This window comes from Mediterranea sp. ET5 (genome assembly GCF_023337025.1).
Classification (GTDB): domain Bacteria; phylum Bacteroidota; class Bacteroidia; order Bacteroidales; family Bacteroidaceae; genus Phocaeicola_A.
Genome location: NZ_JAMBLN010000013.1, coordinates 86,895 through 113,417, shown reverse-complemented (window position 1 = coordinate 113,417; position 26,523 = coordinate 86,895). Strand labels below are relative to the sequence as shown.

At 54.0% G+C, this 26,523-nt stretch carries 15 protein-coding genes and 1 pseudogene; 9 read left to right on the top strand and 7 right to left on the bottom strand.

The genetic code is table 11. The features are described from left to right. A partial coding sequence (locus tag M3087_RS09320; protein WP_249095228.1) for a hypothetical protein occupies positions 1 to 341 on the top strand: 341 nt, incomplete at its 5' end. 358 nt (positions 342 to 699) lie between these two features. On the opposite strand, the pseudogene M3087_RS09315 reads toward M3087_RS09320, so the two are convergent. Further along, positions 700 to 987: pseudogene (locus M3087_RS09315) on the bottom strand (transposase); the annotation flags it as partial. A 341-nt stretch (positions 988 to 1,328) separates the two neighbouring features. Between M3087_RS09315 and M3087_RS09310 the strand changes: the two are divergent. Both M3087_RS09310 and M3087_RS09305 read left to right on the top strand, forming a co-directional pair. Continuing rightward, positions 1,329 to 2,012 carry a tetratricopeptide repeat protein gene (locus tag M3087_RS09310; RefSeq protein WP_249095222.1) on the top strand — a complete coding sequence of 228 codons (684 nt, stop codon included), beginning with the start codon at positions 1,329 to 1,331 and terminating at the stop codon, positions 2,010 to 2,012. Positions 2,013 to 2,016: 4 nt separating this feature from the next. Continuing rightward, positions 2,017 to 2,820 carry a hypothetical protein gene (locus M3087_RS09305; protein WP_249095219.1) on the top strand — a complete coding sequence of 268 codons (804 nt, stop codon included), beginning with the start codon at positions 2,017 to 2,019 and terminating at the stop codon, positions 2,818 to 2,820. A 176-nt stretch (positions 2,821 to 2,996) separates the two neighbouring features. Here the strand turns inward: M3087_RS09305 and M3087_RS09300 are convergent, their stop codons facing one another. Continuing rightward, positions 2,997 to 3,557 (bottom strand): flavodoxin, encoded by a 561-nt coding sequence (locus M3087_RS09300; protein WP_249095216.1) that lies wholly within the window; start codon positions 3,555 to 3,557, stop codon positions 2,997 to 2,999. A gap of 1,387 nt (positions 3,558 to 4,944) precedes the next feature. Between M3087_RS09300 and M3087_RS09295 the strand changes: the two genes are divergently transcribed. From M3087_RS09295 to M3087_RS09270, 6 genes are read left to right on the top strand one after another with little or no spacing between them, the layout of a single operon-like run. Then, positions 4,945 to 8,070 (top strand): SusC/RagA family TonB-linked outer membrane protein, encoded by a 3,126-nt coding sequence (locus M3087_RS09295; RefSeq protein WP_249095213.1) that lies wholly within the window; start codon positions 4,945 to 4,947, stop codon positions 8,068 to 8,070. A 12-nt stretch (positions 8,071 to 8,082) separates the two neighbouring features. Then, on the top strand, positions 8,083 to 9,984 hold the full coding sequence (locus tag M3087_RS09290; protein WP_249095209.1) for a RagB/SusD family nutrient uptake outer membrane protein: 1,902 nt from the start codon (positions 8,083 to 8,085) through the stop codon (positions 9,982 to 9,984). Positions 9,985 to 10,018: 34 nt separating this feature from the next. Then, positions 10,019 to 12,862, top strand: a complete 2,844-nt coding sequence (locus tag M3087_RS09285) for a SusC/RagA family TonB-linked outer membrane protein (protein WP_249095206.1) — start codon at positions 10,019 to 10,021, stop codon at positions 12,860 to 12,862. Between the two features lie 20 nt (positions 12,863 to 12,882). Further along, entirely contained in the window at positions 12,883 to 14,658 is a 1,776-nt protein-coding gene (locus tag M3087_RS09280; protein WP_249095204.1) for a RagB/SusD family nutrient uptake outer membrane protein, read from the top strand. Between the two features lie 45 nt (positions 14,659 to 14,703). Further along, positions 14,704 to 15,708, top strand: a complete 1,005-nt coding sequence (locus M3087_RS09275; protein ID WP_106625736.1) for a DUF5627 domain-containing protein — start codon at positions 14,704 to 14,706, stop codon at positions 15,706 to 15,708. Positions 15,709 to 15,747: 39 nt separating this feature from the next. Beyond that, positions 15,748 to 17,970: an endo-1,4-beta-xylanase gene (locus M3087_RS09270; protein ID WP_249095202.1), complete on the top strand. Its 2,223-nt coding sequence runs from the start codon at positions 15,748 to 15,750 to the stop codon at positions 17,968 to 17,970. A 627-nt stretch (positions 17,971 to 18,597) separates the two neighbouring features. Here M3087_RS09270 and M3087_RS09265 read toward each other — a convergent pair. The 5 genes from M3087_RS09265 to M3087_RS09245 form a co-directional block, all read right to left on the bottom strand. Continuing rightward, entirely contained in the window at positions 18,598 to 19,041 is a 444-nt protein-coding gene (locus M3087_RS09265) for a hypothetical protein (protein ID WP_022383690.1), read from the bottom strand. An 87-nt stretch (positions 19,042 to 19,128) separates the two neighbouring features. Beyond that, positions 19,129 to 20,130 carry a DUF6340 family protein gene (locus M3087_RS09260; RefSeq protein WP_249095200.1) on the bottom strand — a complete coding sequence of 334 codons (1,002 nt, stop codon included), beginning with the start codon at positions 20,128 to 20,130 and terminating at the stop codon, positions 19,129 to 19,131. Positions 20,131 to 20,259: 129 nt separating this feature from the next. After that, positions 20,260 to 23,562 (bottom strand): preprotein translocase subunit SecA, encoded by a 3,303-nt coding sequence (secA, locus tag M3087_RS09255; RefSeq protein WP_022383692.1) that lies wholly within the window; start codon positions 23,560 to 23,562, stop codon positions 20,260 to 20,262. Between the two features lie 126 nt (positions 23,563 to 23,688). Further along, on the bottom strand, positions 23,689 to 25,263 hold the full coding sequence (locus tag M3087_RS09250) for an alkaline phosphatase family protein (protein WP_022383693.1): 1,575 nt from the start codon (positions 25,261 to 25,263) through the stop codon (positions 23,689 to 23,691). Then, on the bottom strand, positions 25,260 to 26,438 hold the full coding sequence (locus tag M3087_RS09245; RefSeq protein ID WP_022383694.1) for a DUF4105 domain-containing protein: 1,179 nt from the start codon (positions 26,436 to 26,438) through the stop codon (positions 25,260 to 25,262). Before M3087_RS09245 ends, M3087_RS09250 begins: the two co-directional genes overlap by 4 nt. Positions 26,439 to 26,523: the final 85 nt, after the last annotated feature.

The window sequence follows — 26,523 nt, the reverse complement described above, 5'->3', positions numbered from 1 at the left end:
TATATCTTAAGAAAATAAGGGAAAAGCGAATTAAAGCTATATGCAATGACAAGTGCAAAGATTTTGTATTGAAAGCATTATCTTTAGCTAAAGATGATATATTTCAAATATCTATTAAACCTAAGATTCGCAAAATAAATCCTGATGAAATTTATGTATCCCTCGGAGATTCAATTAAAAAATTTTCAGAATTAGCTCACGATAGTTTTACTGTTATGGAAGAACCATCTATATTCTGTTATTGGTATGTAAATTTAGAAAATGTGAAAGGAGATGATGATACAGATAAGTGTAAAAAAATTATAGATGAGATCAAAAATTACATACGAAATATTTTCTGATATGTAAATTCATATCATCCATTTCTATTTCAAATTATTTCTATACTTTTGTAATAGGAAATCGACTCCGCAAGATACTGCAAAATATTGCAAGAATCCGGTGGAGCAATAGCGGGAGATTACTTCTTTAGCTAAGAGATACATCAAAGATATTCAGCCACTTATCGTTAGATTACGATTCCTGGTGGCACCACTTTGAAAGAAACGCTAATCGCTTAGAATATAAGATGATTAGCGTTTTTCTTTTGTTCCAAGGGTTCCGAATTGGGGGCACAAACTGGGTTCAGTTTGTTTTCTATTACATTACCCAAATCTGTAATAAAAGGGCTCAGTTTGTTTTCCTGGGGATTTAACAATTTCAAGCAAAAAGTTTCGCCAGTCTAAAGAGGAAGAATTTAGTATCTGCCACCCCTCTAAATGTAGCTCTGAGCTGTTTGATTTTCGCGTTAAAAGCTTCAGCGGCTGCATTGGTCAGTCTCTCATCAAAGAAGTTCAATATTCTTTCATGGTGGTTGGAAAAAGTCTTGATGATGGTATTAAATTGTGGATATTCCCATTTCTCAACCTGGTTGAACCATAATGCCATTTTGACTCTTGCCACATCCTTTTCATACGGAGTAGAGTAAATTCTACCGAGCTGCAAGGAGAGGTAATAAAACGGATAACCGGATACATAAAGGGGATAAGGTAACCATCGGAGGAGATAACTTCAATGCGCAGAACGTAGACAACCGAACGGTTACAAATACCAGCAATACGACTATCAACAATATTAATAATATTGTAGACGAAGGTCGTAAGGTCGTGCAATGCGAGCTGTCCGGCAAAACGGTACAAATCATTGACACCGTAGTATGTCCCAAGTGTAAAAGACGTATTTCAAAAGAATACTATGTAGAAAATGCCTTGATGTGCCGTGAGTGTTACCAGAAAAGGATAAGTGAGGGACAGAAAGCAGGCATTCCTCCTTTGGCTCCGGGAAACAACATGACTTCTACTGAAACGACAGGCTCAACAAAAACGGCAGTAGAACCTATAGACCCCAATACCACATCCAAGCCCGTTAACAAAGGACTTCTCATTTACGGAGGTATTGCAGTTGGCGTAGCTTTAATAGCCGGATTGATATTTTGGGGAAATGGCAGAGATGATTCCAAGTCGGAACCGGACTTGAAGCCTGTGGAGATGCAGCAGACTCCCCCTCAAAAAGAGACGCCTCCTGCAACGACGGTCCAACCGAACCTGGAGACAACATCAAGGGGCGCAAGCAAGACAACGGAAAAGGCTGAAAAAACAGTGGAGACTCCCAAGCCAACACCCAGCCAACTGGAACTCGGACAGAAAGCTTATGCTGCAGGTGAATATACAAAGGCTTCACTCTATCTGGAGAAAGCCTTGCAGGGAGGAAAGGCGGAAGCTGCTTATTATCTGGGCATGATGTACAAGCAGGGGAAAGGAGTCACCAAGAATGTCAGAAAATCTTTTTCGTATATGAAACAGGCTGCGGAAGGTGGAGCTTCAGATGCCTTTTATGAGCTGGCTGAAATGTATCGTCTGGGACAGGGCACCGAGTCCAACCGTACCCTGGCTAAGAAATGGTATGAAGAAACGATAACCTCCAATGCCTTGAATGCAGATAAAGCAGAGAAGGCCTTAAGCAGATACAGATAAGGTTATGGGAAACTTCTTTAAAGATTTACTTCACCAGTCTTATGGAGAACGGATGCGGGACGAGCAAGTCAATCCGTTCTCTAATCCATTTTCTACAGAAGATGTGTTCAGTGTATCTGCTGAAGACCACTCTGACTGTTTGGCACAGGAAGGGGTATTCCAGTGTTCTTTGATTATTATCGAAGATTCACAATGGACAGACCGACGTGTGAAGGTAGACCCCCGAATTGATGAAAAATCAAAACTCATCCTGAAAACATTCAATGAGATGCTGGTGAAGATTTATCATCCGAATATGTCCCAGAATGTACGTTTGCTGTCATACGAAAAGAGAGAATCCTGCGATTGCTGGGATTTCTCGGCACTCATCAGCAGCTTGTCCAGAGTACTTGAAATCGAGCTGAATAATTCGATTGTACAGTGGATACGCCGCCAAAAAGGAATCGAAATGCCCCGCTATTATAATCGAGTCAAGCCAGGACATAATGCCAGGATTTCCGACAAGATTGATTTGAACGAAGCGGACAGGGAGCATAACAATGAACTCCGCACACAGACTCTCGGAAACATAAAGTTCCTGATGGAAGGTTTCCAAAAGCAAATGCCGGAGTCGTTGGCAGCCATCGCTTCCGGATTATGTAAAAAATGGGAGGAAATCCGGGAGGCACGCAACATGTCATCCCATACATCCGTTACGGATGAAAAGGCTTTTCTAAACTTCTACAAGGTATTTTGCATGATTATGGAAAGAGGATGGTTTACGACCTTGATGGACCTGAAGCTAGATTTGAGAGGAGATCATTCATGAGGTGTGACAATAAAGAGCTCTTACAACCTCATTTTCCCAACAGCGAGACGCACGCAAGTCCCTGTTCAGCCATGGCGCAGATGATTTTCACATCTCAATCAATATCCCCCAAAACAGTATTGCCACAGACTGACGACGGAACTTGACATGCGTCTCCATGCTTTCATCCGAAGCCGTCACTTCAGACTTTCCACCCACTGCTGGAGGGTGGCACGGTCTGCGCGGTTCAGCAACTTGCCGTCCTTCCAGTTCAGGTCGGGATAGCTCTGTTTCAGCTTAGCCACACTGTTGCCTATCCCGCTGCTGCCCGAAGTGGCAAAGGGGACCAGCGTCTTGCCCTTCAGGTCGTGACTCTCGATAAACGTGTTGATGACGCGTGGTGCCTGGTCCCACCAAATGGGATAACCGATAAACACCACCTCATAAGCCGAGAGGTCTGTCCCGGATGCTTTCAATGCCGGACGGGACTTCGGGTCATTCATTTCCACACTGCTGCGCGACTGCTGGTCGTGCCAGTCGAGGTCGGCAGACGTGTAAGCCTTCTCGGGAACAATCTCATGGAGCGTGCCGCCCGAGACCTCGGCAAGCGCCTTGGCAGCCCTGGCTGTCGTCCCTGTAGCCGAAAAATACGCTACCAATGTTTTACGTGTTTCCATAGACTGATTGTCTTTCTTTTGGGCGCAAGCGGTGAAGCCGAATGCCACGATTGCCGCAAGCGTCAGTAATAACTTGTTCATAGCTGTAGATTCTTGTTCGATAGCAAAGATAAATCCTTTCAAAAAATACGGACGTATCCAAATTACGGACATTCCTACCTTCTTTACAGATGAAGGCGGCACAACAGCTGCACACCATCCTTGAAACACACCGACGATGAAAATCAAAATGTCAAAGTGTCAAACGAATCGCCTGAGAGTACCCTTCCTCGCGTCCAAATACGAGTTGGAACGCAGAACAGGCATTCTCAGGCGATTCGCCAAACACACATTGACACCACTCTCCCATCCTCCCTACCCTATTGAGCGACATATCCCAATACATCCATCATTTGGAAGGCATATTCACCCCATAACATTCCAAAATAACACTTCCCGAATCACCATCTTCTGACGCTAACTAGGAGTAAATGAATGTTAAGCGGAAGAGGTATTTGTTAAATCAAAGAACAATCTTGACATTCAGGTGCCAAACACAAGTGTTTGACGAGTCAAACAATATTGTTTCACCCGCCAAACAATATTGTTTGGGAGTGTTAACGATATTGTTTGGGAGGTTGAGCACTTGTGTTTGAGTGCATAAATATGTATGTTTCCCCTTCAGAAGGAATATCCATGCAGTTCGTTTTGCATGGATATTCTTAAAAAAACCTGCTTTGCGCGTTTTTACAAAATAACGCGTTAGCCGAAATCCTCCTTTTTGATTGTTTTGTCAAGCAAAAGGAGAAATATTGCATCATTTTGTTCCGCAGAAGCCGGATGAAAAGCGGACGGGAACCTCCTCACGCCGACGATGTGCTCCTGAAGTGCTTCCGCCGAACAGCCTGGAGGTATACAAAAAGATGACAACAACCCCGGTGCCTGCCCCCGGAGAAAGAGGTTCTTTTCTGCCCCGTCACAGGTGCAAATTTTGACATTCCGACTTGTCACATCGCCCGTTGTTAAGAGTCTTCAGTCTTCTTTTCCTCTTTTTTCTTAAGAATATCCGTTATAAACATTCAACTATTTCTATAATAAATATTTACATAATTCTCATGTATCACAATCAAAGAATTTTGAAACATAGAGAAAGTATATAGTAATAAATATGTAACACTGGCGAAGTTTTACGTTACATGTTCTTTATCTTCTTTAACATCCAGTACGTAATTTTAGGGTCAGAAAGAGCGGCGTGGATGTAGTCTTCGAGACAAAACATACACGAAGCTCTACGTGCCTGTTTATGGCGCATTGAAAACATACTTGATTATTCACTCCTTAATAATCGCAACCATGAAAGCAAAAATCAACGACGACGGGTAGACACCTTCCTCACGGAAACATTCCTCGCTGCAAGAGGGAGGATTTGAGTAAATCAATCGGACACGGTTGAAATGAATTATTGGTTTAATCTCTAAACTAAAGATTAATGAAAAATGTTAGTAACAAACTGAAGAAATTTCCTGCCTTGTGCTTATCCCTGTTGTTTTGCAGCACAACAATGTGGGCGCAGCAACAACGAACGGTGAAGGGTACGATTTTGGACGATAACGGAGAACCCATCATCGGTGCTTCCATCATAGTAAAAGGCAACAATCAGATCGGAACTATTTCCGACATCGACGGTAACTTCACCCTGAAGGTTCCCGAAGACAACTCTCTCCTTGTCATTTCATTCATCGGCATGCAGTCGCAGGAACTGCGTATCCCGAAAAACGGTGTGATGAAAGTCGTGCTCAGCGACAACACCGAGCTCCTCGATGAAGTGGTCATCGTGGGTTACGGTCAGCAGAAGAAGGCTTCGGTCGTGGGTGCCATCACACAGACCAACGCCAAGGTCCTGGAACGTACGGGTGGTGTGTCCGACCTGGGTTCGGCATTGACCGGTAACCTGCCGGGCGTCATCACCATGTCCAGTACGGGTATGCCGGGTGAGGAAGACCCGCAAATCGTCATCCGCGGCATCAGTACGTGGAACAACTCTTCACCGCTGATTCTCGTCGATGGTGTGGAACGACCCATGAGCGGCATCGACGTGAACTCGGTCGAATCGATTTCCGTGCTGAAGGATGCATCGGCAACCGCCGTCTACGGTGTGAAGGGTGCCAACGGCGTCATCCTGATTACCACCAAGCGCGGACAGGAGGGCAAGGCAACCATTGACGCGTCGGTGAGCATGGCCATGAAGATGCCCTCGAAGCTCCCCAACAAGCTGGACTCGTATGATTCTTTCGACCTGCGCAACCGGGCTGTGGAACATGAGTTGGGACTGACGCCCGACTCCTGGCAGTACATGATGTCGCAGAGCGAGATGGACAAATACCGCCATCCTGCCAACCTTGCCGAGGCAGAGCGTTACCCCAACGTCGACTGGGCGGACTGGATGTTCAAGGATGTGGCCTATTCGGAGAACGCCAACGTGAGCATGAGCGGCGGTACGTCGTTCGTGAAGTATTATGCCTCCATCGACTACCAGCACGAGGGTGACTTGTTCAAGGAGTATGACAATGGACGGGGTTACCAGACGACCTACGGCTACGACCGTGTGAACATGCGCAGCAACCTCGACTTCCAGCTGACGAAGACGACCTTGCTGAAGACCAACCTCTTCGGTTCCTACGGCGTCAAGCAGGGTCCGCGCACGGACTATGAATACAACATCTGGGGCAGTGTGTACACCACGCCGCCCAACGCCATGATGCCGCAATACTCCGACGGTACCTGGGGCTACAGCCCGGACAACGACAACAACTCCGTGGCACAGCTTGCCCTGGCTCCGCAGAACACACGGACCACGACCCGACTGACCACCGACTTCATCCTGGAGCAGAAGCTCGACTTCATCCTGAAGGGACTGAGCGCCCGGGCATCCATCTCCTGGGACAACGTGTTCCTGGAGAGCAACCGTGGAGCCAACACGACAGACAAAGCCGACTACAAGTACATCAACCCGGATACGGGAGAAGAGAGTCATCAGAACACCGAGGGTACCCACAACTTCGACTTCTTCCCGACGAACAACTGGAAGGCTGAAGGCGGAACCGTGGACAACAACGCCACCGAGCGCCACCTTTATTATCAGGCTCAGCTCGACTGGGCGCGCCAGTTCGGCGACCACAACGTGACGGCGATGGGACTCTTCAGCCGTCAGGAGCGTACACGAGGCAGCATCGTGCCCCACTACCGCGAGGACTGGGCATTCCGTGTGACCTACAACTATGCCGACAAATACTTCTTCGAGTACAATGGCGCCTACAACGGTTCTGACAAGTTCTCCAGCGACCACCGCTTCGCCTTCTTCAACTCCGGCGCCATCGGCTGGATGATCAGCGAGGAGAAGTTCATGAAGCCGCTCAAGTTCATCGACCTGCTGAAGCTCCGCGCTTCTTACGGTGAAATCGGTAACGACGAAATCGGCAACGAGTGGGATGCCAACTACCGCTGGCTCTACATGACACAGTGGGAGACGGGCGGAAACATCCTCACGGGTCTCTACAACGCCGCCAGCCCCTATACGTTCTACCGCGAGAAGACCGTGGGCAACCCGGACATCCACTGGGAGGTAGTCCGCAAGTTCAACTTCGGTATCGACTACTCGTTCTTCGGCGGCCTGCTTGCCGGTAACGTCGAAATCTTCCGCGACCGGCGCACCGACGTCCTGCTCCAGGGTGCCAACCGTGCCACTCCGTCGTTCTTCGGCGGCATCACGCAGGCTCCGTGGGCAAACCTGGGAACCATCGACAACAAGGGTTACGAATTGGAGCTGCGCATCAACAAGACCTTGCGCAACGGACTCCACCTCTGGGGTAACTTCAACATGACCCACGCCATCAGCGAGGTTGTCGACGGCGACGACGCACTCTACAAGCCGTACTATCAGAAGAAGGAGGGCAAGCCTGTCAACCAGACCTACACCTATGTGGACCATGGCTACACGCAGACCATCGACGACCTCTACGGCAGCACCGCCTTCGAAGCGCTCGATGACCAGAAGTTGCCGGGCATGTACCAGATTATCGACTACAACGGCGACGGTGTCATCAACAACGAGGACAACATCCCCTACGGCTTCTCCAGCAACCCGCAGAACACCTACAGCGGTTCAGTCGGCTTTGACTACAAGGGATGGAGCTTCTTCATGCAGTTCTACGGCGTGACGAACGTGACCCGTCAGGTGGTGTTCAGCACGTTCGACCAGAAACGCCTGATTGCCTACGACGAGGGTTCCATCTGGTCAAAGGACAACCCGCATCCCGACGTGCCTACGCCCCGCTTCGGCTCCTCGGTCAACAGCTACTTCCATGGCAGTCGTTACTTCTACGACGGTTCGTTCATCCGTCTGAAGAACATCGAGCTGGCATATACGTTCACCGACGGCTGGATCCGCCATCTGGGTCTGTCGAGCCTGAAGCTCTATGTCAACGGCAACAACCTCTGGGTACACACCAAGATGCCGGATGACCGCGAATCGAACTTTGCCGGAACGGGCTGGGCTTCGCAAGGCGCTTACCCGACGGTGAAGCGTGTGAACTTTGGTCTTAAATTCACCTTATAAACTAGAGACACCATGACGATAAAGAATCACTTACGTACCTTATTATATACAGGGCTCCTGACTGCGTCCTTCGGTCTGACTTCGTGTGAAGACTACCTGGAGAAGACCCACGAGAGCACTGTTTCGGAAGAAGATGCCTTCAAGACCTTCCGCACCTTCCAGGGTTTCACGGAAGAGCTGTACTACTGCCTCCCCGACCATGCACACTGCTACTGGCAGAACTCCTTCAACTGGGGCGAGGACGAAATCATCTCCTTCGGTAAAGACTATTTCATGGGCTACAAGATCGACTTGGGCGACTTCTGGGGCTGGCAGTCGGGTTTCGACGGCTGGGGCTGCTGCTGGATGGATGGCAGCGATGTTTCGTCGACCTCGACCAACCGTATGCAGAAGAAGTTCTGGCCACTCGCCTGGTATGGCATCCGCAAGACGAACGTCGGCCTGGCAAACCTTGACAAGCTCATCAACGCCACCGACGAGGAGCGCAACCTCATCGAGGGACAGCTCTACTTCTTCCGTGGCTGGTTCCACCTGATGCTCATCGAGTACTTCGGCGGCATGCCTTACATCGACACCGTGCTGTCGGCATCCGAACCGCTGAGCAACCCGCGTCTCAGCTACCAAGAGTGTGCTGACCGCATTGCCAAAGACCTGCGTCGGGCAGCCGACCTGCTCCCCATCGACTGGGACAAAACGACCGCCGGAGCTGCCACGTTGGGCAACAACCAGCAACGCATCAACAAAATCATGGCACTGGCATTCCTCGGCAAGAACTACCTCTGGGCAGGCAGTCCGCTGATGAACTACGCGTCCCAGGGCAGCCGCACCTACAACGCCGACTACTGCAAGAAGGCAGCCGACACCTTTGCCGAGTTGCTGAAGCTGGTGGAGAGCGGACAGACACAGTACGCCCTCGTAGACTTCGACCACTACTCGGACATCTTCTATACCTATCAGCAGAACGCCATGAACCCCGGTTCGACGGAAGCCATCTTCCAGAGCCCGATGTACGACTGGTGGATGGGTTCGGGCTGGAGCCTCGGTCCTCAGTTTGTCGGTTCCAACCAGTCGGGAGAAACGAACTCCACGCTGTTCACGCCGACCGCCAACTATGTGAACTACTTCGGTATGGCTAACGGACTTCCGCTCGACGACCCCGACTCGGGCTTCGACCCTGAATATCCGTGGCGTGACCGCGACCCCCGCTTCTACAACGACTTCATCTATGACGGCGTGCAGACCATCGAGAACCTGAGTGCCCTGAGTGCCGACCAGCGCGACAACCAGAAAATCCAGTATGCCAACCTCTACACCGGAGGCAACTACCGCGACGAGGTGAACGAGAGCCGTACGGGCTATCTGTTGCGCAAGTTCACTCCGCTTGCAGTCAACTACTACGACCAGGGTATCCGTGACTACGGCGACGCCCTGACCATCCAAATCAGCTGGATGCGTCTGGCAGACGTCTACCTGATGTACGCCGAAGCTGCCGCCAACGGCTACGGTTCGGCAACCAGCTCGGCTCCGGGCTTCAGCCTGACAGCAGTCGACGCCATCAACCGCATCCGCGAACGTGCCGGCGTGGCTGACGTCAACAGCAAGTACACCGGCAACCTCGACGACTTCAACAGCGAAGTCCGCCGCGAACGTGCCGTGGAACTCGCCTACGAGGGCTTCCGCTTCAACGACCTGCGCCGCTGGCTGCTCCTCACCGTCTACCCCTACAACATCAAGACCTCACAGGAGTTCGACCGTGTAGAGCTGAACACCGACGACCCGACGCAAAGCCGCGTAGCCAACTGGCGCGAGGAAGAAATCCTGCGACGCAACCTCTCGGAGAAGCACTACTGGATGCCTCTGAAGACCAACGACGTGACCATCTATCCCGAGTTCTACCAGAACCCCGGATGGTAATCGGTGAGTATGAACGACTAAAAACACAAAGAAGATGAAACACATACAAATAAGACCTGTTTTATGTATGACCTTTGCCGCCGCCTTCATGTACGCGCAGGCTCAGGAAGCCGAGACCGCCGCACCGGTCGCCCAGCTCGACTCACTGACCGCCAACGCCGAAGGTGAGCAGGTGCAAGTGGCCTATCGAAAAGTCAATCAGAACGACTTGCTGGGAGGTGTCTCGTTCGTCAACGTGGAGAAGCTGATGGAGAAGAACTACATCGGCAGCTACAGCTTGACAGACATGCAGAGCTACGTCAGCGGATGGAACGGCAGCAACCTCTGGGGCATGGACAGCTATCTCGTGCTGGTGGACGGTGTACCCCGTGACGCCAACAACGTGTTGCCGTCTGAAATCGCACAAATCTCCTTCCTCAAAGGTGCACAGGCTGTGGTCCTCTACGGAAGCCGTGCCGCCGACGGTGTGATCTACATCACCACCAAACGGGGACAGGCAGGCAAGACCCGCATCGATGTGCGGGGCAACACGGGCTTCCACGTGCCCATCAGCTATCCGGAGTACCTGGGTGCAGCCGAATACATGACACTCTACAACGAGGCACGCCTCAACGACGGACTGGACCCGACCTACACGGACACCCAGATCTATCACACGGCGAACAAGACCAATCCTTTCCGTTACCCGGACGTGAACCTCTACTCGGACGAGTACCTGAAGAAGGCCTACAACGAGTCGGACGTGACGGCGGAAATCTCCGGCGGCTCGCAACGCGCCCGCTTCTACACGAACATCAACTTCTACAACATCGGTTCGCTGGTGAAGTTCGGCGAGGCGGACAACGACCATACTACCCGCTTCAGCGTCCGTGGTAACATCGATGTTGACCTGGGCGAATACGTACAGGCTTACGCCGACGCCAACGCCACATTCTATGACGGACAGGGCGCACGCGGCAACTTCTGGACGGCAGCCGGCTCGCTCCGCCCCAACCGCATCACCCCGCTCATCCCCATTGACATGCTGATGCCCAACGACAAGACGGCATGGGACTATGTCAACTCATCGATGTACCTCATCGACGGCAAGTACCTCCTGGGTGGTACGTCGCTCGACCAGACCAACGAGCTTGCCAACCTCCTCGTGGCTGGAACGAACACCTACACCAGCCGTCAGTACCAGTTCGACCTGGGTGTGAACGTCGACCTCTCGATGGTGCTGAAGGGACTTTCGTTCAAGACGATGTACGCCATCGACTACGCCACGACCTACAACCACTACTACGGCAACAGCTACGCCACCTACGAGCCGCAGTGGGGTAACGTCAACGGCAAGGATGTCATCATCGGACTGACCCAGTACGGACAGGACACCCACGACGGAACGCAGCACGTCGCTGACAGCTACGACCGCCAGACGATGACCTTCTCGGCACAGTTCGACTACCAGAACCGCTTCGGCGACAACCACAACGTGGCTGCCAGCCTCATCGCAGCCGGATGGCAACGGGGCGAGACTGCCGTCTATCACAAGACCAGCAATGTCAACCTCGGTCTCCAGCTCGACTATAACTACCAGAACAAGTACTACGCCAGCTTCGGCGGCGCACTGGTGCACTCCGCCCGTCTGCCGAAAAACAACCGCAACGCCTTCTCGCCCTCGCTCACCCTGGGTTGGCGTCTGTCAAAGGAGAACTTCCTGAACGACTCGCCCGTGGTGGACGACCTGATGCTGACGGCTTCCGCCTCCATCCTGAACACCGACCTGGACCTCACCGATTACTACATGTATGAGTCAACCTACGACTCGTCCAACGGTTCCTGGTGGACATGGGCTGACGGTAACCAAAGCCAGGCTACCGAATCACGCCGCGGTGCCAACCCGAACCTGGACTTCATCCAACGGAAGGAGGTCAGCGTCGGTCTGCGCGGCTCGCTGTGGAACAAGATGGTGTCGTTCGACGCATCGTTCTTCATGAACAGCGTGGAAGGTCTGCCCGTACAGGCACGCAACGCCTTCCCCAACTACTTCTTCTCCTACTGGCCTGAGAATACTACGCTGATTCCCTATGTCAACTACAACAACAACTCGCGCACCGGTTTCGACTTTGCCGTCAACTACAACAAGAAGTTCGGTGAGGTGGACCTGAGCGTCGGCCTGACGGGAACCTACTACACCAGCGAAAACACCAAGGTCGATGAGATGTATGAAGAGGCTTACCGCTACCGCGAGGGCAAACCGACCGACGGTATCTGGGGCTACGTGACCGACGGCTTCTACAAGGACGAAGCCGACATCGCCAACTCCCCCGAATCGACCTTTGGCGAAGTGAAGCCGGGTGACCTGAAGTATGTCGACCAGAACGACGACGGCGTCATCGATGACAAGGACGAAGTCTACCTGGGCGAAGTGTGGGGCTCCCCCTTCACCTTGGGTCTCAACTTTACCGTGAAATGGAAGAACTTCACCCTCTTCGCAGCCGGCAGCGGCTATTTCGGCGCAGCAGCCATGAAGAGCAGCGAATACTACTGGGTATATGGTGACCGCAAGTACTCCGAAGTGGTGCGTGGACGCTGGACACCGGAAACGGCATCGACAGCCACCTATCCGCGCCTGACCACCCAGAACAACACGCACAACTTCCGCAACTCGGACTTCTGGATGTACAAGAACGACCGCTTCAACCTCTCGAAGCTCCAGCTGACCTATGACCTGCCCAGCTCGCTCTTCCAGGGCTCGGTGGTACGCAGCCTGTCGGTCTATGCATACGCCAGCAACGTGTTCACCATTGCCAAGGAACGCAAGCTCTTGGAACTGAACACGAGTGCCGCCCCGCAGAACCGCTTCTACAACATCGGTTTCAAAATTGGTTTTTAACTGATTAATCACTTAGATTCATGAAAAAGACATTATTCATATGCTTGGCGGTTGCCGCCCTGACAGCCGGATGCGACGATCTGTTCACCCCTGCCGTTGAGAACATCAAGCAACTGGAAGACGGACGGACAGACCCTCAGTTTGCCGAGGGTATCCTGGCCAATGCCTATACGCGCAACCCCTACAACGCACAATCGTTCAATGACGTCGCTACCGACGATGCCGTGACCAACCAGACGGACAATACCTACCTGCTGATGGCGACCGGCTCATGGACGGCGAACAACAACCCCGTGAACCAGTGGGACGGCTGCAAGGCTGCCATCCAGTACATCAACATGTTCCTGAGCGAAGTGGAACAAACCAGCTTTGCCAAGGACTCCACCATAAACCGCCTGTTCCGCAACCGCCTCAAGGGAGAAGCCTACGGTCTGCGCGCCATGAACATGTTCTACCTCCTCCAGGCACATGCCGGCTGGACTGACGACGGACGTCTGCTGGGCGTCCCCTTAGTCAACGAGATGGAGACTGCCACGAGCGACTTCAACCGCCCGCGCAACACCTTCGACGAATGTATCCAGGCCATCTATGACGACGTTGCCGCCGCCGTAGAAATCCTGCCGCTCGACTATCAGACCCTGTCGTCTGACGAAGAGATGCCGGAGTACTATCAGAAGATGGGTGTCTCGTTCTATGACTTCAACCGTGTCTTCGGCAACGAGTTCAAGACCCGCATGAGCGGACGCATCGCCATGGCATTCCGTGCCAAGGCTGCCCTGCTGGCTGCCAGCCCTGCCTTCGCCTCGGGCACAACCGTAACCTGGGCAGACGCCGCACGCTACAACGGCGAACTGCTCAACCTCATCGGTGGCGTGTCGGGACTGTCGGCAACCGGTAACACCTGGTACAAGAACAGTTCGGAAATCGACGGACTGGGTGCGGGTGAAAATCCGCAGGAGATGCTCTGGCGTCAGGGCAAAGTCACCAATGACTACAGCCTGGAGCTTAACCAGTTCCCGCCCAGCATCCTGGGAGGCGGACAAATCAACCCGACGCAGAACCTCGTGGATGCCTTCCCCATGGCGAACGGCTACCCCATCGACGACCCCAACAGCGGCTATGACGACCAAAACCCGTACGCGAACCGCGACCCTCGTCTGAGCCTCTACATCGTGTACAACGGCAGCACCATGGGCAACAACAACACTGTCATCGACACCAGCGTCGACAACACCTCGAACAACGACGGTCTGAACCGCGAACAGGGTCACTCCACCCGTACCGGATACTACCTCCGCAAGCACCTGCGTGAAGATGTCGTGCTCAACGCCAGCGGTAGCCACAACGGCCAGACACACTACGTGCCCCGCATCCGCTACACCGAAATCTTCCTCAACTATGCCGAAGCCGCCAACGAGGCATACGGTCCGCAGGGAACCGGTGAATACGGCTTCTCCGCTTACGATGTCGTGAAGGCCATCCGTCAGCGTGCCGGCGTGGGAACCGACAACGGCGATGCCTACCTGGAGAGCATCAAGGGCGACAAGGACAAGATGCGTGAGCTCATCCGCAACGAACGCCGCCTGGAGCTCTGCTTCGAGGGCTTCCGCTTCTGGGACGTACGCCGCTGGCAGCTCGACATCAACGAGCCCGCCATGGGTATCCGCATCAGCCGCGGTGTCTACACTCCGTTTGAAGTCGAGGCACGCAGCTACCGTGACTACATGAACTTTGGTCCCATCCCCTACTCCGAGACGCTGAAGTACGACGCACTGGAGCAGAACAAGGGCTGGTAACACAGAAACGTTGAACTAACACATCAAACTTAACTCATGAAGATTATGAAAAGACTGACATCTATACTTGCTTTGGCAGCACTGACCCTCTTCCCGGCGTGTGAGAACGGAGACTGGTCGTTCCCCGACTACGACTACTCTACCGTCTACTTCGCCTACCAGTTCCCGGTACGTACCCTGACACTGGGCAACGATGAGGAGTATAACAACGACCTCGACAACGAGCACAAGTGTAAAATCAAGGCTGTCCTGGGCGGTGTGTATGAGAACGGAGCCAACCGCATCATCGACATCGAGGTGGACAACTCGCTCTGCGACGACCTCTACTTCAGCACGGGCGAAAAAGTGGAGCCGATGCCTGCCGGCTACTACCAGCTGGCAGCCGACCAGATTGTCATCCCCAAGGGTGAAATCAGCGGCGGCGTGGAGGTGCAGTTCACCGACGCCTTCTTCGCCGACCCGAAGTCGCTCCTGACCAACTACGTCATCCCCTTGCGCATGACCGACGTGCAGAACGCCGACTCCATCCTGCAGGGACAGCCCAACGTGGACAATCCTGACCCGCGCATCACGTCCGACTGGGTAGAGCAACCCAAGAACTTCGTGCTCTACGCCGTGAAGTACGTCAACCCGTGGGACGGCATCCTGCTGCGCCGCGGCGTCGACCAGATTACCGCCGACGGAACCACCACGACCGTGGTACGTCATGGAGCAACAGTCGTGGACGACCAGACCGTGGAGTTCACCACCCGCTCGCTCACCGAAGCCGCATGGTCACTGGGACTGGGCAACAAGACCTGCAACCTCATCCTGAAGTTTGACGAGAACAACAAGTGTACGCTCAGCACCGACACCGAGGGATGCACCGTCAGCGGTACCGGCGAATATGTGCCTCACGGAGAAAAGAACTCGTTCAACAACAGAGACCGCGACGTCATCTACCTCGACTACACCGTCGACCTGGGAGACACGAAGTATGCCACCCGGGATACCCTCGTGATGCGCGACCGTCAGGTGAAGGGCGAGTGGTTCACCGTGACCAAACAATAGGAACTCAAGTAATGGAACTTACCAAGCAGAAAACAGACTATGAAACGATACATCAAATTATTTCCAACACTTGCCCTGGCGGCTGCCGTGACAGCGTGTGCGGACTACAAGCTGGAGCCGTTCGACGTGGCAAAGCCGGAGAGTGTGGCTCAATACGAGTATCTGAATAACTACGAACCGCTGAAGACGTACATCGACCGCGCTGCACACCCCAACTTCCACCTGGGAGGCGCCATCGCTGCCACCGACTTCAACAAGAAGGGCGTAGTCTACGAACTCATCACCTCCAACTTCGACGAGATGACCGCCGGCAACGAGATGAAGTACGCCTCCTGTGTCTCCGATGACGGAACGATGAACTTCACCACCGTGGGCGACTTTGTCGAGAATGCACGCGAAGCCGGCATCACCATCTACGGACACACGCTCGCCTGGCACTCGCAGCAGAACAACAAGTACCTCAACAGCCTGATTGCCTCGACCATCATCCCGGCTCCCCCGGTAGAACCCGTCGAGGAGGAAGTGAAATACGAGGACTACTCGACCTACACCTCCTTCCCCTTCTACGTGATGGGATACACGCCCGAGTTTGACGGCGAGTCGCTCATCAGCCGCTATCCGGGTGAATGGTACCAATACTTCGTTGCCGACGGCATCACCGCCGTACCGGGCGACGACTACAGCGTGACCATCTGCGTCAAGGGCAGCAGCGAGGGCACCATGAACGTACAGTTCGGAAACTGGGGAGCCTTGCAGGACAAGCAGGTCAGCTTCGGCGAAGACTGGTCGGAAGTCACCATCGAGTACCCCGGCTGTCCCGACATCACTTCAGCCTTCGTCGTCTTCCAACCGGGAACGTATGAAGGTGAAATCCGCCTGAAGTGGCTGAAGGTAACACACTCATACACTCCTGAAGTTGCCAGCGACGGCGGACACTGTCTCATCATGAGCAATCCGACGATGAAGGACAACAACTACAATGCACAGGTGTTCTACAAGATTGCCACTCCTTTCCAGACCGGCGTGACCTACAACTTCAAGGCGATGGCAAAGGCAACGGAAGCCTACACCCTGTCTCCCTTCATCCAGTCGAGCACCACAAGCGACCAGCAATATCCCGCAGGCTGGAATGTAGGAACGGAGTGGACCTCCATCTCGGGTTCCTTCACCGTGGACAAGGACAACACCTACGACAAGTTCACCTTCAACATCGGTACGATTGTGGGTGACATCTACTTGGACGACGTGAGCATCATGGCAGAAGGCTCGACGACCAACCTCATCAACGGAGGTGATTTCGAAGACGGCCTTGATGCCGGCTGGCAGATATTCGAAGGCGACCACTCGTTCCGTCTCTCCGACGACGGACAGGGATACGGCGGCACGGGCGACCAGATTGTCGAGATGACTCCTGAAGAGAAAAAAGATACCCTCACCTGGGCTATGGACAACTGGATCAACGGCATGATGGAAGCCACCGGCGGATACGTCACCGCTTGGGAGGCTGTCAACGAAGCCATCTCCGGTGCCGACTATGACGGCGACGGCATCTACGACCTGCAGTCGGCAAGCAACGTGTCGGCAAGCGACGCAGCCAACAACTTCTACTGGCAGGACTACCTGGGCGACATCGACTACGTCCGTACCGTTGTCCGCCTGGCACGTGAACACTTTGCCGAACACGGAGGCAACGCCGCTGACCTGAAGCTCTTCATCAACGACTACAACCTGGAGTCCGACTGGGACGACAACGCCAAGGTGAAGAGCCTCGTCGAGTGGATCAACCGTTGGGAAGCCGACGGCGTCACCAAGATCGACGGCATCGGTTCGCAGATGCACGTGAGCTGCTACCTGGACGAGAACACCCAGCGCAGCAAGGAAGAGCATGTGGTGAAGATGTTTGAAATCATGGCAGCCTCGGGCAAGCTCGTGAAGATTTCCGAGCTCGACATGGGACTGGTCGGACTGGACGGACAGGACATCCCGACCGAAGAGGTCACCTACGAACAGGCACTGCGCATGGCAGACTACTACCAGTTCATCATCGAGAAGTATTTCGAGATTATTCCCGTTTCTCAACAATACGGCATCACCCAGTGGTGTATGACCGACAGTCCTGCCAATTCGGGTTGGCGTGCCAACTCACCGGTAGGTCTGTGGGACCTCAACTACAACCGCAAACCGGCATACGGAGGCTTTGCCAACGGCCTTGCCGGGGAGGTAATTGTGGTTCCTTACGCTCCGGGAGAAGCCGCAGAGTGATCTTCTGAGTATGTTTCTTGAGAGGGAGCCGGATACCGTTCCGGTTCCCTTTCTTTTTGCCTTTCAGCGGACGGAAGGCATCCCGTCCCCCGACACAGACAGCTTCAGCCTGTCTCTTTTCCATGAAAAGCCCTCCGGGCATTCGCGTTTGACCGGGCAAACACAAGTCTTCGACCGGATAAACACAAGCGTTTGACCTGCCAAAGTAATTAGTTTGATATATCTAAGTATTATACTTTGTCTATCTAAGTATTATACTTTGCCTACCTAAGTATTATACTTTGCCTACCTAAGTATTATACTTTGCCTACCTAAGTATTATTCTTTGCCTACCTAAGTATTATACTTTAGTCTATCAAACTACTATGTTTGTCAGGTTAAACGCTTGTGTTTAGTGAGTCAAACTAATGCATTTGACAAATCGAACTCTTGTGTTCCATCCGTCGGACAACGATGTTTGCCTGGACAAAGCCCTGATAACGGAAGGAGCAACAGGTTTGTAAACACACAGGATTAGACACGCCTTCAAACAAAAATGGCGCGGAACATGCAAGCATCGTGCTGCATCGTCCGCGCCATCGGCATATTTGAAAGAATAAGCAATAATCAGCTGAGAGCCTGGGCAGTCTATTTTTCCAGCAGGTCCTTCAGGAAGGCATCCAGCTCGGCATCCAGGCCTTTCAACAGTTCGTCGTCATTGAGCAACAGCGTGTCGTCATCGACCAGCAACAGCTCGGCAACGGTCTCCTTGTCACCATCGACCAAGGTGAACGAATAGGGCTTCATCAGTGCCACCTCGTCCAGCGCACCTTTCTCCTTCAGGCGCTTCAAGACGTTGCGCAGGGGCGCCTCCGCCTCTTCATACGACCCGTCTTCCGACCATTCACCGACCTCGGTGCATGCCAGGCGGTTGTCATCATCGTCCATGATGACGAGCTCCCCCGTGTCAAAGTTGGGTTGCAGGTGAATGTCCGTGATTGCCGACTGCCCGTCGCCGGCAGCCCGGTAGCGCGACAAGGCAGCCTTGATGGCTTCTTCGACGTTGTTTTGTGACTGTGAACTGAGTTTCATGACGTTATTGATTTGATGATTGCTAAAAGCACTCAAAAGTACAAAAAACAATCATTCCGACCACCATGAAGCATGAATTTTTACATTCTACTCGTTGAAACGCTTCATCTGCAGGTCAAGTTTCTGCCGCGCCAAGGCTGCACGACGCAGTTCGTCGGCGTATGCCTCTATCAGCCGTCTGTCTTCCGATGTCCGGTAGTCCGTCCCCTCCTTCTTGCCGCGCAAGGCGTTGCGGGCTTCGTCGAGGTAGCGCAGGGCAGCCGGAAGGTCGCCTTTCATTTCGCTGTAGAGTGCCAGGTTGAAGGCTGCACGCATCTTCGCCTTTCCCTTGCGCAGGTCGAAGTCGAGCTTCCAGCTCTCGGCGGCCAGGTCCCAGTCTCCTTCCTGCAGGCAGACGGCGGCATCTCGCATGTTGACGCTTCCTCCCCGGTAGAAGTACCGGTTCACTGTCTGCCACAGGGGGACGAGGTGACCCACGGGGCGTCCTGCCAGGTGCCGTGTGGCGTCTTCCTCGATTTGCTGACGGGTCAGTCCGTCCAACTCCCAGTAGAGCGTGTCACGGTCGATGAAGCGCTGGAACGGACGGTCGCGTCCCGGCAGGTATACACGTGTCTCCAGGGAGAGTGCTCCCGTGAAGACAGCGACCCGTTCCTCCTCGCTGTACGGAGTATACATCTCGGTCGCACCGGGCACCAGCGAGGCGTCATCGACCGTCAGCAGCAGGTCCACCTGCAGGTCGGACGTCAGCTGTTCCACTTCCCGGGGCGAGAAGAGTACCTGTCCTTCCGGTTTTGCCGGACGGAAGAGCGAGTCACTGATCATCACCGTCTCAAAATACCCGGCGTTGGCGAGCTGCCCGGCCAGTTCCTCGGCAAGCACCTTGCCGTCGAGCGGCACCGGGGTGTTCAGCGGAAGCTTACCGTCTGCCGGAGCCTCCGCAGGAAACATGTTGTTGAGCACCGCCACCCGTCTCACACCGGGTGCAAAACTCACGTCGGAGGGCATCAGGGTGTCGACCGACATCACATCTATGCTGGCGCAGGCACTGAAGCCCACACATGCCAGAAGTCCCAGGAGTAAATGTTTCATTGATACTGAAGAGATTTATTTGCCAACGAGGGGACAAGTGAACAAGGAGACAAGGAGCGTGTCTGTCACATTCTCCTTGTCCACTTGTCTGCTTGTCCCCTCGTCATGTATTATCGACTCGTCACCGGATTATTGGTACAAGTTCCGCCCGTGGCAGTTCTTGTACTTCTTGCCGCTGCCACAGGGGCAGGGATCGTTCCGTCCGATGGTCTGCTCGTTGCGGATCGGCTCGCGTTTGACCTCGCGGGTATCACGGGCGGCTGCAGCCTGCTGATTGGGGTCGCTCAGGTCCTGCTTGGTCTCGGTGTAACGCGGACGTTGCTGAGGCAGCGGGTCGGGAGCAGCCTCACGCACCTGTTCCGGTTCGCGTACCGGGATTTGTGCACGCATCAGGACGGAGATGGTCTGGTCGTTGATTTTCTTCACCATGCTGTCAAAGAGGTTGACCGACTCCAGCTTGAAGATGAGCAACGGGTCTTTCTGCTCGTAGCTGGCATTCTGTACGGAGTGCTTCAGTTCGTCGAGGTCACGCAGGTTCTCCTTCCATGCCTCGTCGATGGTGTGGAGCAGGATAGCCTTCTCGAATGCCTTCACGATTTCGCGGCACTCGCTCTCGTAAGCCGCCTTGAGGTTGCAGGATATGTTGTAGACGCGCTTGCCGTCGGTGATGGGCACGAGGATGTTCTCATACATGTGCCCTTGTGCCTCGTAGACTTCCTTGATGACCGGCATAGCCACCTGTGCCATACGCTCGGTCTTGCGCTTGAAGTTTGCCATGGCAGCATCGAAGAGCTTCGTCTCGATGACTTCGGGCTTCTCGCGACGGAACTCCTCTTCGGTCACCGGCATCTCGATGGCGAAGTTGTGGAGCACCTCCATCTTGGCATCTTCATACTCCTTGCCTTCCACGGCACTGATGCAGCACTCTTCCACCATGTTCACGATGTCCATGCCGATGCGTTCACCCATGAGGGCGTGGCGACGCTTGGTGTAGACCACCACACGCTGCTTGTTCATCACGTCGTCGTATTCCAACAGACGCTTACGGATACCGAAGTTGTTCTCCTCGACCTTCTTCTGTGCACGCTCGATGGAGTTGGAAATCATCTTTGCCTCGATCATCTCGCCTTCCTTGAAGCCCAGCTTGTCCATCACCTTGGCGATACGCTCGGAGGCGAACAGACGCATCAGGTTATCTTCCAGCGAAACGAAGAAGACTGACGAACCCGGGTCTCCCTGACGTCCGGCACGACCACGCAACTGACGGTCCACACGGCGCGACTCGTGACGTTCGGTACCGATGATGGCAAGACCGCCCGCAGCCTTCACTTCGGGGCTGAGCTTGATGTCCGTACCACGACCCGCCATGTTGGTGGCGATGGTCACCGTACCGCTCAGACCTGCCTTTGCCACGATTTCGGCTTCCTTCTGGTGCAGCTTCGCGTTCAACACGTTATGCTGAATCTTCCGCATGGTGAGCATCTTGCTCAGCATCTCGGAGATTTCCACCGACGTCGTACCTACGAGGACCGGACGTCCGGCATTCACCATCTTCTCGATTTCCTCGATGACTGCCTTGTATTTCTCACGCTTGGTCTTGTAGACGCGGTCGTTCATATCGATACGCGCAATGGGGCGGTTGGTCGGGATGACCACCACATCGAGCTTGTAGATGTCCCAGAACTCGCCTGCTTCCGTCTCAGCCGTACCGGTCATACCGGAGAGCTTGTGGTACATACGGAAGTAGTTCTGCAGGGTGATGGTGGCGAAGGTCTGCGTGGCAGCTTCCACCTTCACGCGCTCCTTGGCCTCAATGGCCTGATGGAGTCCGTCAGAGTAACGGCGACCCTCCATGATACGTCCCGTCTGCTCGTCGACGATTTTCACCTGTCCGTCGATGACCACATACTGGTCGTCCTTCTCGAACATGGCGTATGCCTTGAGGAGCTGGTTGATGGTGTGTACACGCTCCGACTTGATGGCATAGTCAGTGAGCAGCGCATCCTTCTTGGCGAGCTTCTCTTCGTCGCTCAGTCCGGTCTCTGCCTCCAGTGCAGACAGTTCGGAAGCGATGTCAGGCAGCACGAAGAGGTTCGGGTCGGACGAGTTGCCGGTAATGAGGTCGATACCCTTGTCGGTCAGGTCGACGCTGTTGAGCTTCTCGTCGATGACGAAGTAGAGGGGTTCCACCGCCTCGGGCATGCGCTTGTTGTTCTGCTCCATGTAGATTTCCTCGGTAGCCTGCATGCCGGCCTTGATGCCCGGTTCACTCAGGTACTTGATGAGGGGCTTGCTCTTGGGGAGCGCCTTATGGCAACGGAAGAGGGCGAGGAAGCCTTCTTCACGCTCTTTCTTGTCTTCGGAAGGGATGAGGCGTTTGGCTTCGGTGAGGAACTGGGTAGCCAGCTTGCGCTGTGCTTCGACCAGACGTTCCACCATCGGGCAGAGCTGTTCGAAGAGCTGCTCCTCTCCCTTGGGCACGGGACCGGAGATAATCAACGGCGTACGGGCATCGTCGATCAACACCGAGTCGACCTCATCGACGATGGCATAGTTATGCTGGCGTTGCACGAGGTCACGCGGACTGTTTGCCATGTTGTCGCGCAGGTAGTCGAAACCGAACTCGTTGTTCGTACCGAAGGTGATGTCTGCCATGTATGCCTTGCGGCGGGCGTCGGAGTTGGGCTGATGCTTGTCGATACAGTCCACACTCAGACCGTGGAACTCATAGAGCGGTCCCATCCACTCGGAGTCACGCTTGGACAGATAGTCGTTGACCGTCACCACGTGTACACCGTTTCCGGTCAGGGCATTGAGGAACACCGGAAGGGTAGCCACCAGGGTCTTACCTTCACCGGTCGCCATCTCGGCAATCTTGCCTTTGTGCAGCACGACACCACCGAAGAGCTGTACGTCATAGTGCACCATGTTCCACGTGATTTCGGAACCTCCCGCCATCCAGTGGTTCTGATAGATTGCCTTGTCACCCTCGATGCGGACGAAGTCTTTTGTGGCAGCCAGTTCACGGTCGAAGTCGGTTGCCGTCACCTCGATTTCAGCATTCTCGGCAAAGCGGCGTGCCGTATCCTTCACGATGGCGAAAGCTTGCGGCAGGATTTCGTCGAGCGCCTTCTCATAGCGGTCGAGCACCTCCTTCTCCAGCTTGTCAATCTGGGCGAAAAGCCCCTCACGCTGTTCCAGCTCGGTCTCCTCGACCTTGGACTTCAGCTCATCGATTTTCTCACGCAGGTCGGTGGCAGAGTCCTTGACGAACTTCTGCAATTCCTTTGTCTTCGCACGCAGCTCGTCGTTGCTCAGCTTGTTGATGTCCGGATAGGCTGCTTTCACCTTCTCCACCCAAGGCACGATTTCCTTCATGTCGCGAGTAGCCTTGTTACCAAACAGCTTACTCAAAAATTCATTAAATCCCATTATCGTATTGTTTTTATTATTTGCTTATGTGAGTATAGAATAAGTGTGTTGACACGCCGTCCGCCAACAGCGTGCAAAGTTAATTGAAAGAGCCGACTTTACGGCAATTTTCAGACGGTAAAAGATTTAGCGGATTCCGCCCAGAAGGGTTGAGCGGCATGCGTTGGGGGCACGGATGCGCACGAAGTGTGTCACCGTGGGTGCAATGCAGTCCACTGTGGCAGGCACCGGGATAATCTCCGGCTTCACGGAATGACCGAAGAATATGATGGGGAAATTAATCAGAGATGCGGACGTGTAGTGGCTGTCGACCAGCGGGTCCTCGCTCACGTGTTTCCAGCCGGGGGCAAGCTCCAGCAGGATGTCACCGGACGCGTCGATGTTGAACGCGTTGCGCAGCAGAAGCCGTTCGGGCGTATTGGCATTGAGTGCCAGCTGATGGGCAGTGTAGGCAGCCTTCACGCCACTGACCTGCACGAGAAACTCGGCAGACTTGTTGAGCACCTCGGGCAGACTCAGCTGCTTCTGCTCGATGAGCTTGTGGTCGAAATAGATGTTCAGCCCGTTGTACGCCTGCACGTATTTTCCCTGTCCGTAGGTTGCCATGAGGTACATGTTGAGCAGGGCGGTGCAACGGTCCATATAGAAGTCGCCCGTAGGGATGCGATAGGCAGCCAGGTCCATCTTCTCGGGGTCGTTGTACCCCGTCGAAGTGATGAAGAAGAGGGCGTTGCGCAGCCCCACCCGCTTGTCGACCATGTCGATGAGGTTGCCTATCTCACGGTCGAGACGGACGTACGTGTCCTGAATCTCCACGGGATATTCCGTGGTCGACTTGTGTTCATAGTTCCCGGCATAGTAGGTCACCGAGAGGAGGTCGGGCACATCGTCCATGCCGAGGGTCGTGCTCTGCAGGCAACGCTCCACCAGGCGGTTGACTTCCTCATTGACCAGACCGGAGGTCTTGAACTGACGATATTTCTTGTAATCTGAAAAGGAATGTTTGAACCCGCGGGGCTGCTCGGGCGAGAAGTAGGTGTAGAGCGCCCGGTTCTGCAACGTCTCCCAGTCCAGCCCGGAGATGCGCGAGTCGAGTGCCTGACGGTCGTTGTAGGACATCACCCATGTCGGGAACGAACCATAGAACGTAGAGCCTGCCCACTTCCCGGTGTCGTCATTAATCCAGAAGGCACCGTCGCCGGCATGTCCTGCGCCGAAAATGGCTGCATCGCGGAAAGGACTGATGGCGTACACCAGGGCTTTTCCCTGGGTAGCAACCTTCAGCTCATCGGCTATGGTCGAAGAGAGCAGCTTGCGCGGCGAAGAGTTCTCGGCGGTGTACATGCCCATGAAGTCCTTGTCGTCGACCGATGCCATCACACGCAGGGTTTCGCGGTCCAGCCAGCTGTTGGCAATGATGCCATTATAATAAGGTGTAGTGCCGGAATAGATGGCTGCGACAGCCGACGAACGGTCGACAGGCTTGAAAGTGTATCCGCCGTTGGTGTAGACACGCCCCTCCTTGAGCAGACGCTTGAAGCCCTTCTCGCCGTAGAGTGCAGAGAACGCCTCCATGTAGTCCGTACGGAACTGGTCGATGGTGATACCGACCACCAACTTCGGAGCCGAAGAGAGGGTCTGCGCCTGCAAACTTGCCAGCGCCAATGCCGCCACTAGTGAGGTTAATATGCGTCCTTTCATGCTTTCTTACTTGTTACGAGGAGTCGTGTCACGGAACGTACCAACAAACTCAGCGCCAAAGGTACGATTACTAACGTTATTTTTTGGGGTATAAGCCACCAGAACACTATAAAAAGTGTTAATATAACAGCATTTCCTACGTGATAGAGGTCTTTTCGCCCCTTAACGGACTTATAAATCATCCACGGCAGGTAGACCAGCGGAATGGGATTAAGGATGGCCAGCAACCAGTTCGACCCCACCGTGGGGTGCAGTGAGAAGAAGAACAGGAACGCCACGATGCAGCCTGCCAACCCCTGGAAGGCGAACAGTACCGCGTCAAACAGCCACAGCCGCACCCCCTTTTTCCACTCCATCCATGAGAGGACGAGCGTCAGTGCCAGCACCAGCAGCGAGCAGGCAAGAGGTGACAACGGGAATCCCTTTTCCGGTTGAAGTGGCTCAGGGTCGACCACACGGACGGTCGACTTCACCAACCGACGCTCGCTGCCGTCCGCTGAACGGATCACGGCTCCTTCCGCCTCATCCATCATGACAAACGGGGCGAACATCTGGGCACGGGTATCGATGGCGCGGTCAGCTTCAGCCCCCAGACAGAGGTCGATGCCGAACTCGTCCCACGCATGTCCGTCGGTGAAACGGTGGACAATCTGACGGAAGGTCGCGGCATCGCGTGCCACGGGATAGACCACCTTGCCACGGATGCTCTCTTCAATCTTGTCGCGGGCACGGGTGGTGCAGTTGTCGTAGAAATAGTTGTAACGGTAGGTACGGTTCTCGGGGAGGTAGTTCGTTTCCAGTATTTCCACCAGACGCGCCTTCTCGTCCGGCAGGAGATTCAGTTCCTGCTGCACGACGTAGGACCCACGTCCGGCATATTCCGCCTCAAAATAAGGATAAGGGATGATGCCCAGCTGATAGTCGGTCTCTCCCGTGACGAAGCGCAGGATGAAGTTGGGCGTATTGAAGCTGAACATACCATAATTATATACCCAGTCAATCTTCCGGGAAGGCACTTCCACCCGGATTGCCGTATGACCGAAGAGGGCATAAATCTCACTACCGGGAGAGCAGGTCATCAGGCTGATGCGCACGGAGTCTGCCTCGGCAGCACGCACCGGTGTCATCTGTGTCATCCCCAGCAGGAGGACAAGGAGGATATATAGCTTTTTCATTTCTGTGGTTTCCGGTTCTTGGATGGACGGTGCAAAGGTAAGGGTTTTGGAGGAAATACCGTACCATCATCGACACAGTTACTCA

What these genes read in the sequence shown, in the direction of transcription:
- M3087_RS09310 (WP_249095222.1), top strand. Translation starts at nt 1,329, where the DNA reads ATGACTTCTACTGAAACGACAGGCTCAACAAAAACGGCAGTAGAACCT.
- M3087_RS09305 (WP_249095219.1), top strand. Translation starts at nt 2,017, where the DNA reads ATGGGAAACTTCTTTAAAGATTTACTTCACCAGTCTTATGGAGAACGG.
- M3087_RS09300 (WP_249095216.1), bottom strand. Translation starts at nt 3,557, where the DNA reads ATGAACAAGTTATTACTGACGCTTGCGGCAATCGTGGCATTCGGCTTC.
- M3087_RS09295 (WP_249095213.1), top strand. Translation starts at nt 4,945, where the DNA reads ATGAAAAATGTTAGTAACAAACTGAAGAAATTTCCTGCCTTGTGCTTA.
- M3087_RS09290 (WP_249095209.1), top strand. Translation starts at nt 8,083, where the DNA reads ATGACGATAAAGAATCACTTACGTACCTTATTATATACAGGGCTCCTG.
- M3087_RS09285 (WP_249095206.1), top strand. Translation starts at nt 10,019, where the DNA reads ATGAAACACATACAAATAAGACCTGTTTTATGTATGACCTTTGCCGCC.
- M3087_RS09280 (WP_249095204.1), top strand. Translation starts at nt 12,883, where the DNA reads ATGAAAAAGACATTATTCATATGCTTGGCGGTTGCCGCCCTGACAGCC.
- M3087_RS09275 (WP_106625736.1), top strand. Translation starts at nt 14,704, where the DNA reads ATGAAAAGACTGACATCTATACTTGCTTTGGCAGCACTGACCCTCTTC.
- M3087_RS09270 (WP_249095202.1), top strand. Translation starts at nt 15,748, where the DNA reads ATGAAACGATACATCAAATTATTTCCAACACTTGCCCTGGCGGCTGCC.
- M3087_RS09265 (WP_022383690.1), bottom strand. Translation starts at nt 19,041, where the DNA reads ATGAAACTCAGTTCACAGTCACAAAACAACGTCGAAGAAGCCATCAAG.
- M3087_RS09260 (WP_249095200.1), bottom strand. Translation starts at nt 20,130, where the DNA reads ATGAAACATTTACTCCTGGGACTTCTGGCATGTGTGGGCTTCAGTGCC.
- secA (WP_022383692.1), bottom strand. Translation starts at nt 23,562, where the DNA reads ATGGGATTTAATGAATTTTTGAGTAAGCTGTTTGGTAACAAGGCTACT.
- M3087_RS09250 (WP_022383693.1), bottom strand. Translation starts at nt 25,263, where the DNA reads ATGAAAGGACGCATATTAACCTCACTAGTGGCGGCATTGGCGCTGGCA.
- M3087_RS09245 (WP_022383694.1), bottom strand. Translation starts at nt 26,438, where the DNA reads ATGAAAAAGCTATATATCCTCCTTGTCCTCCTGCTGGGGATGACACAG.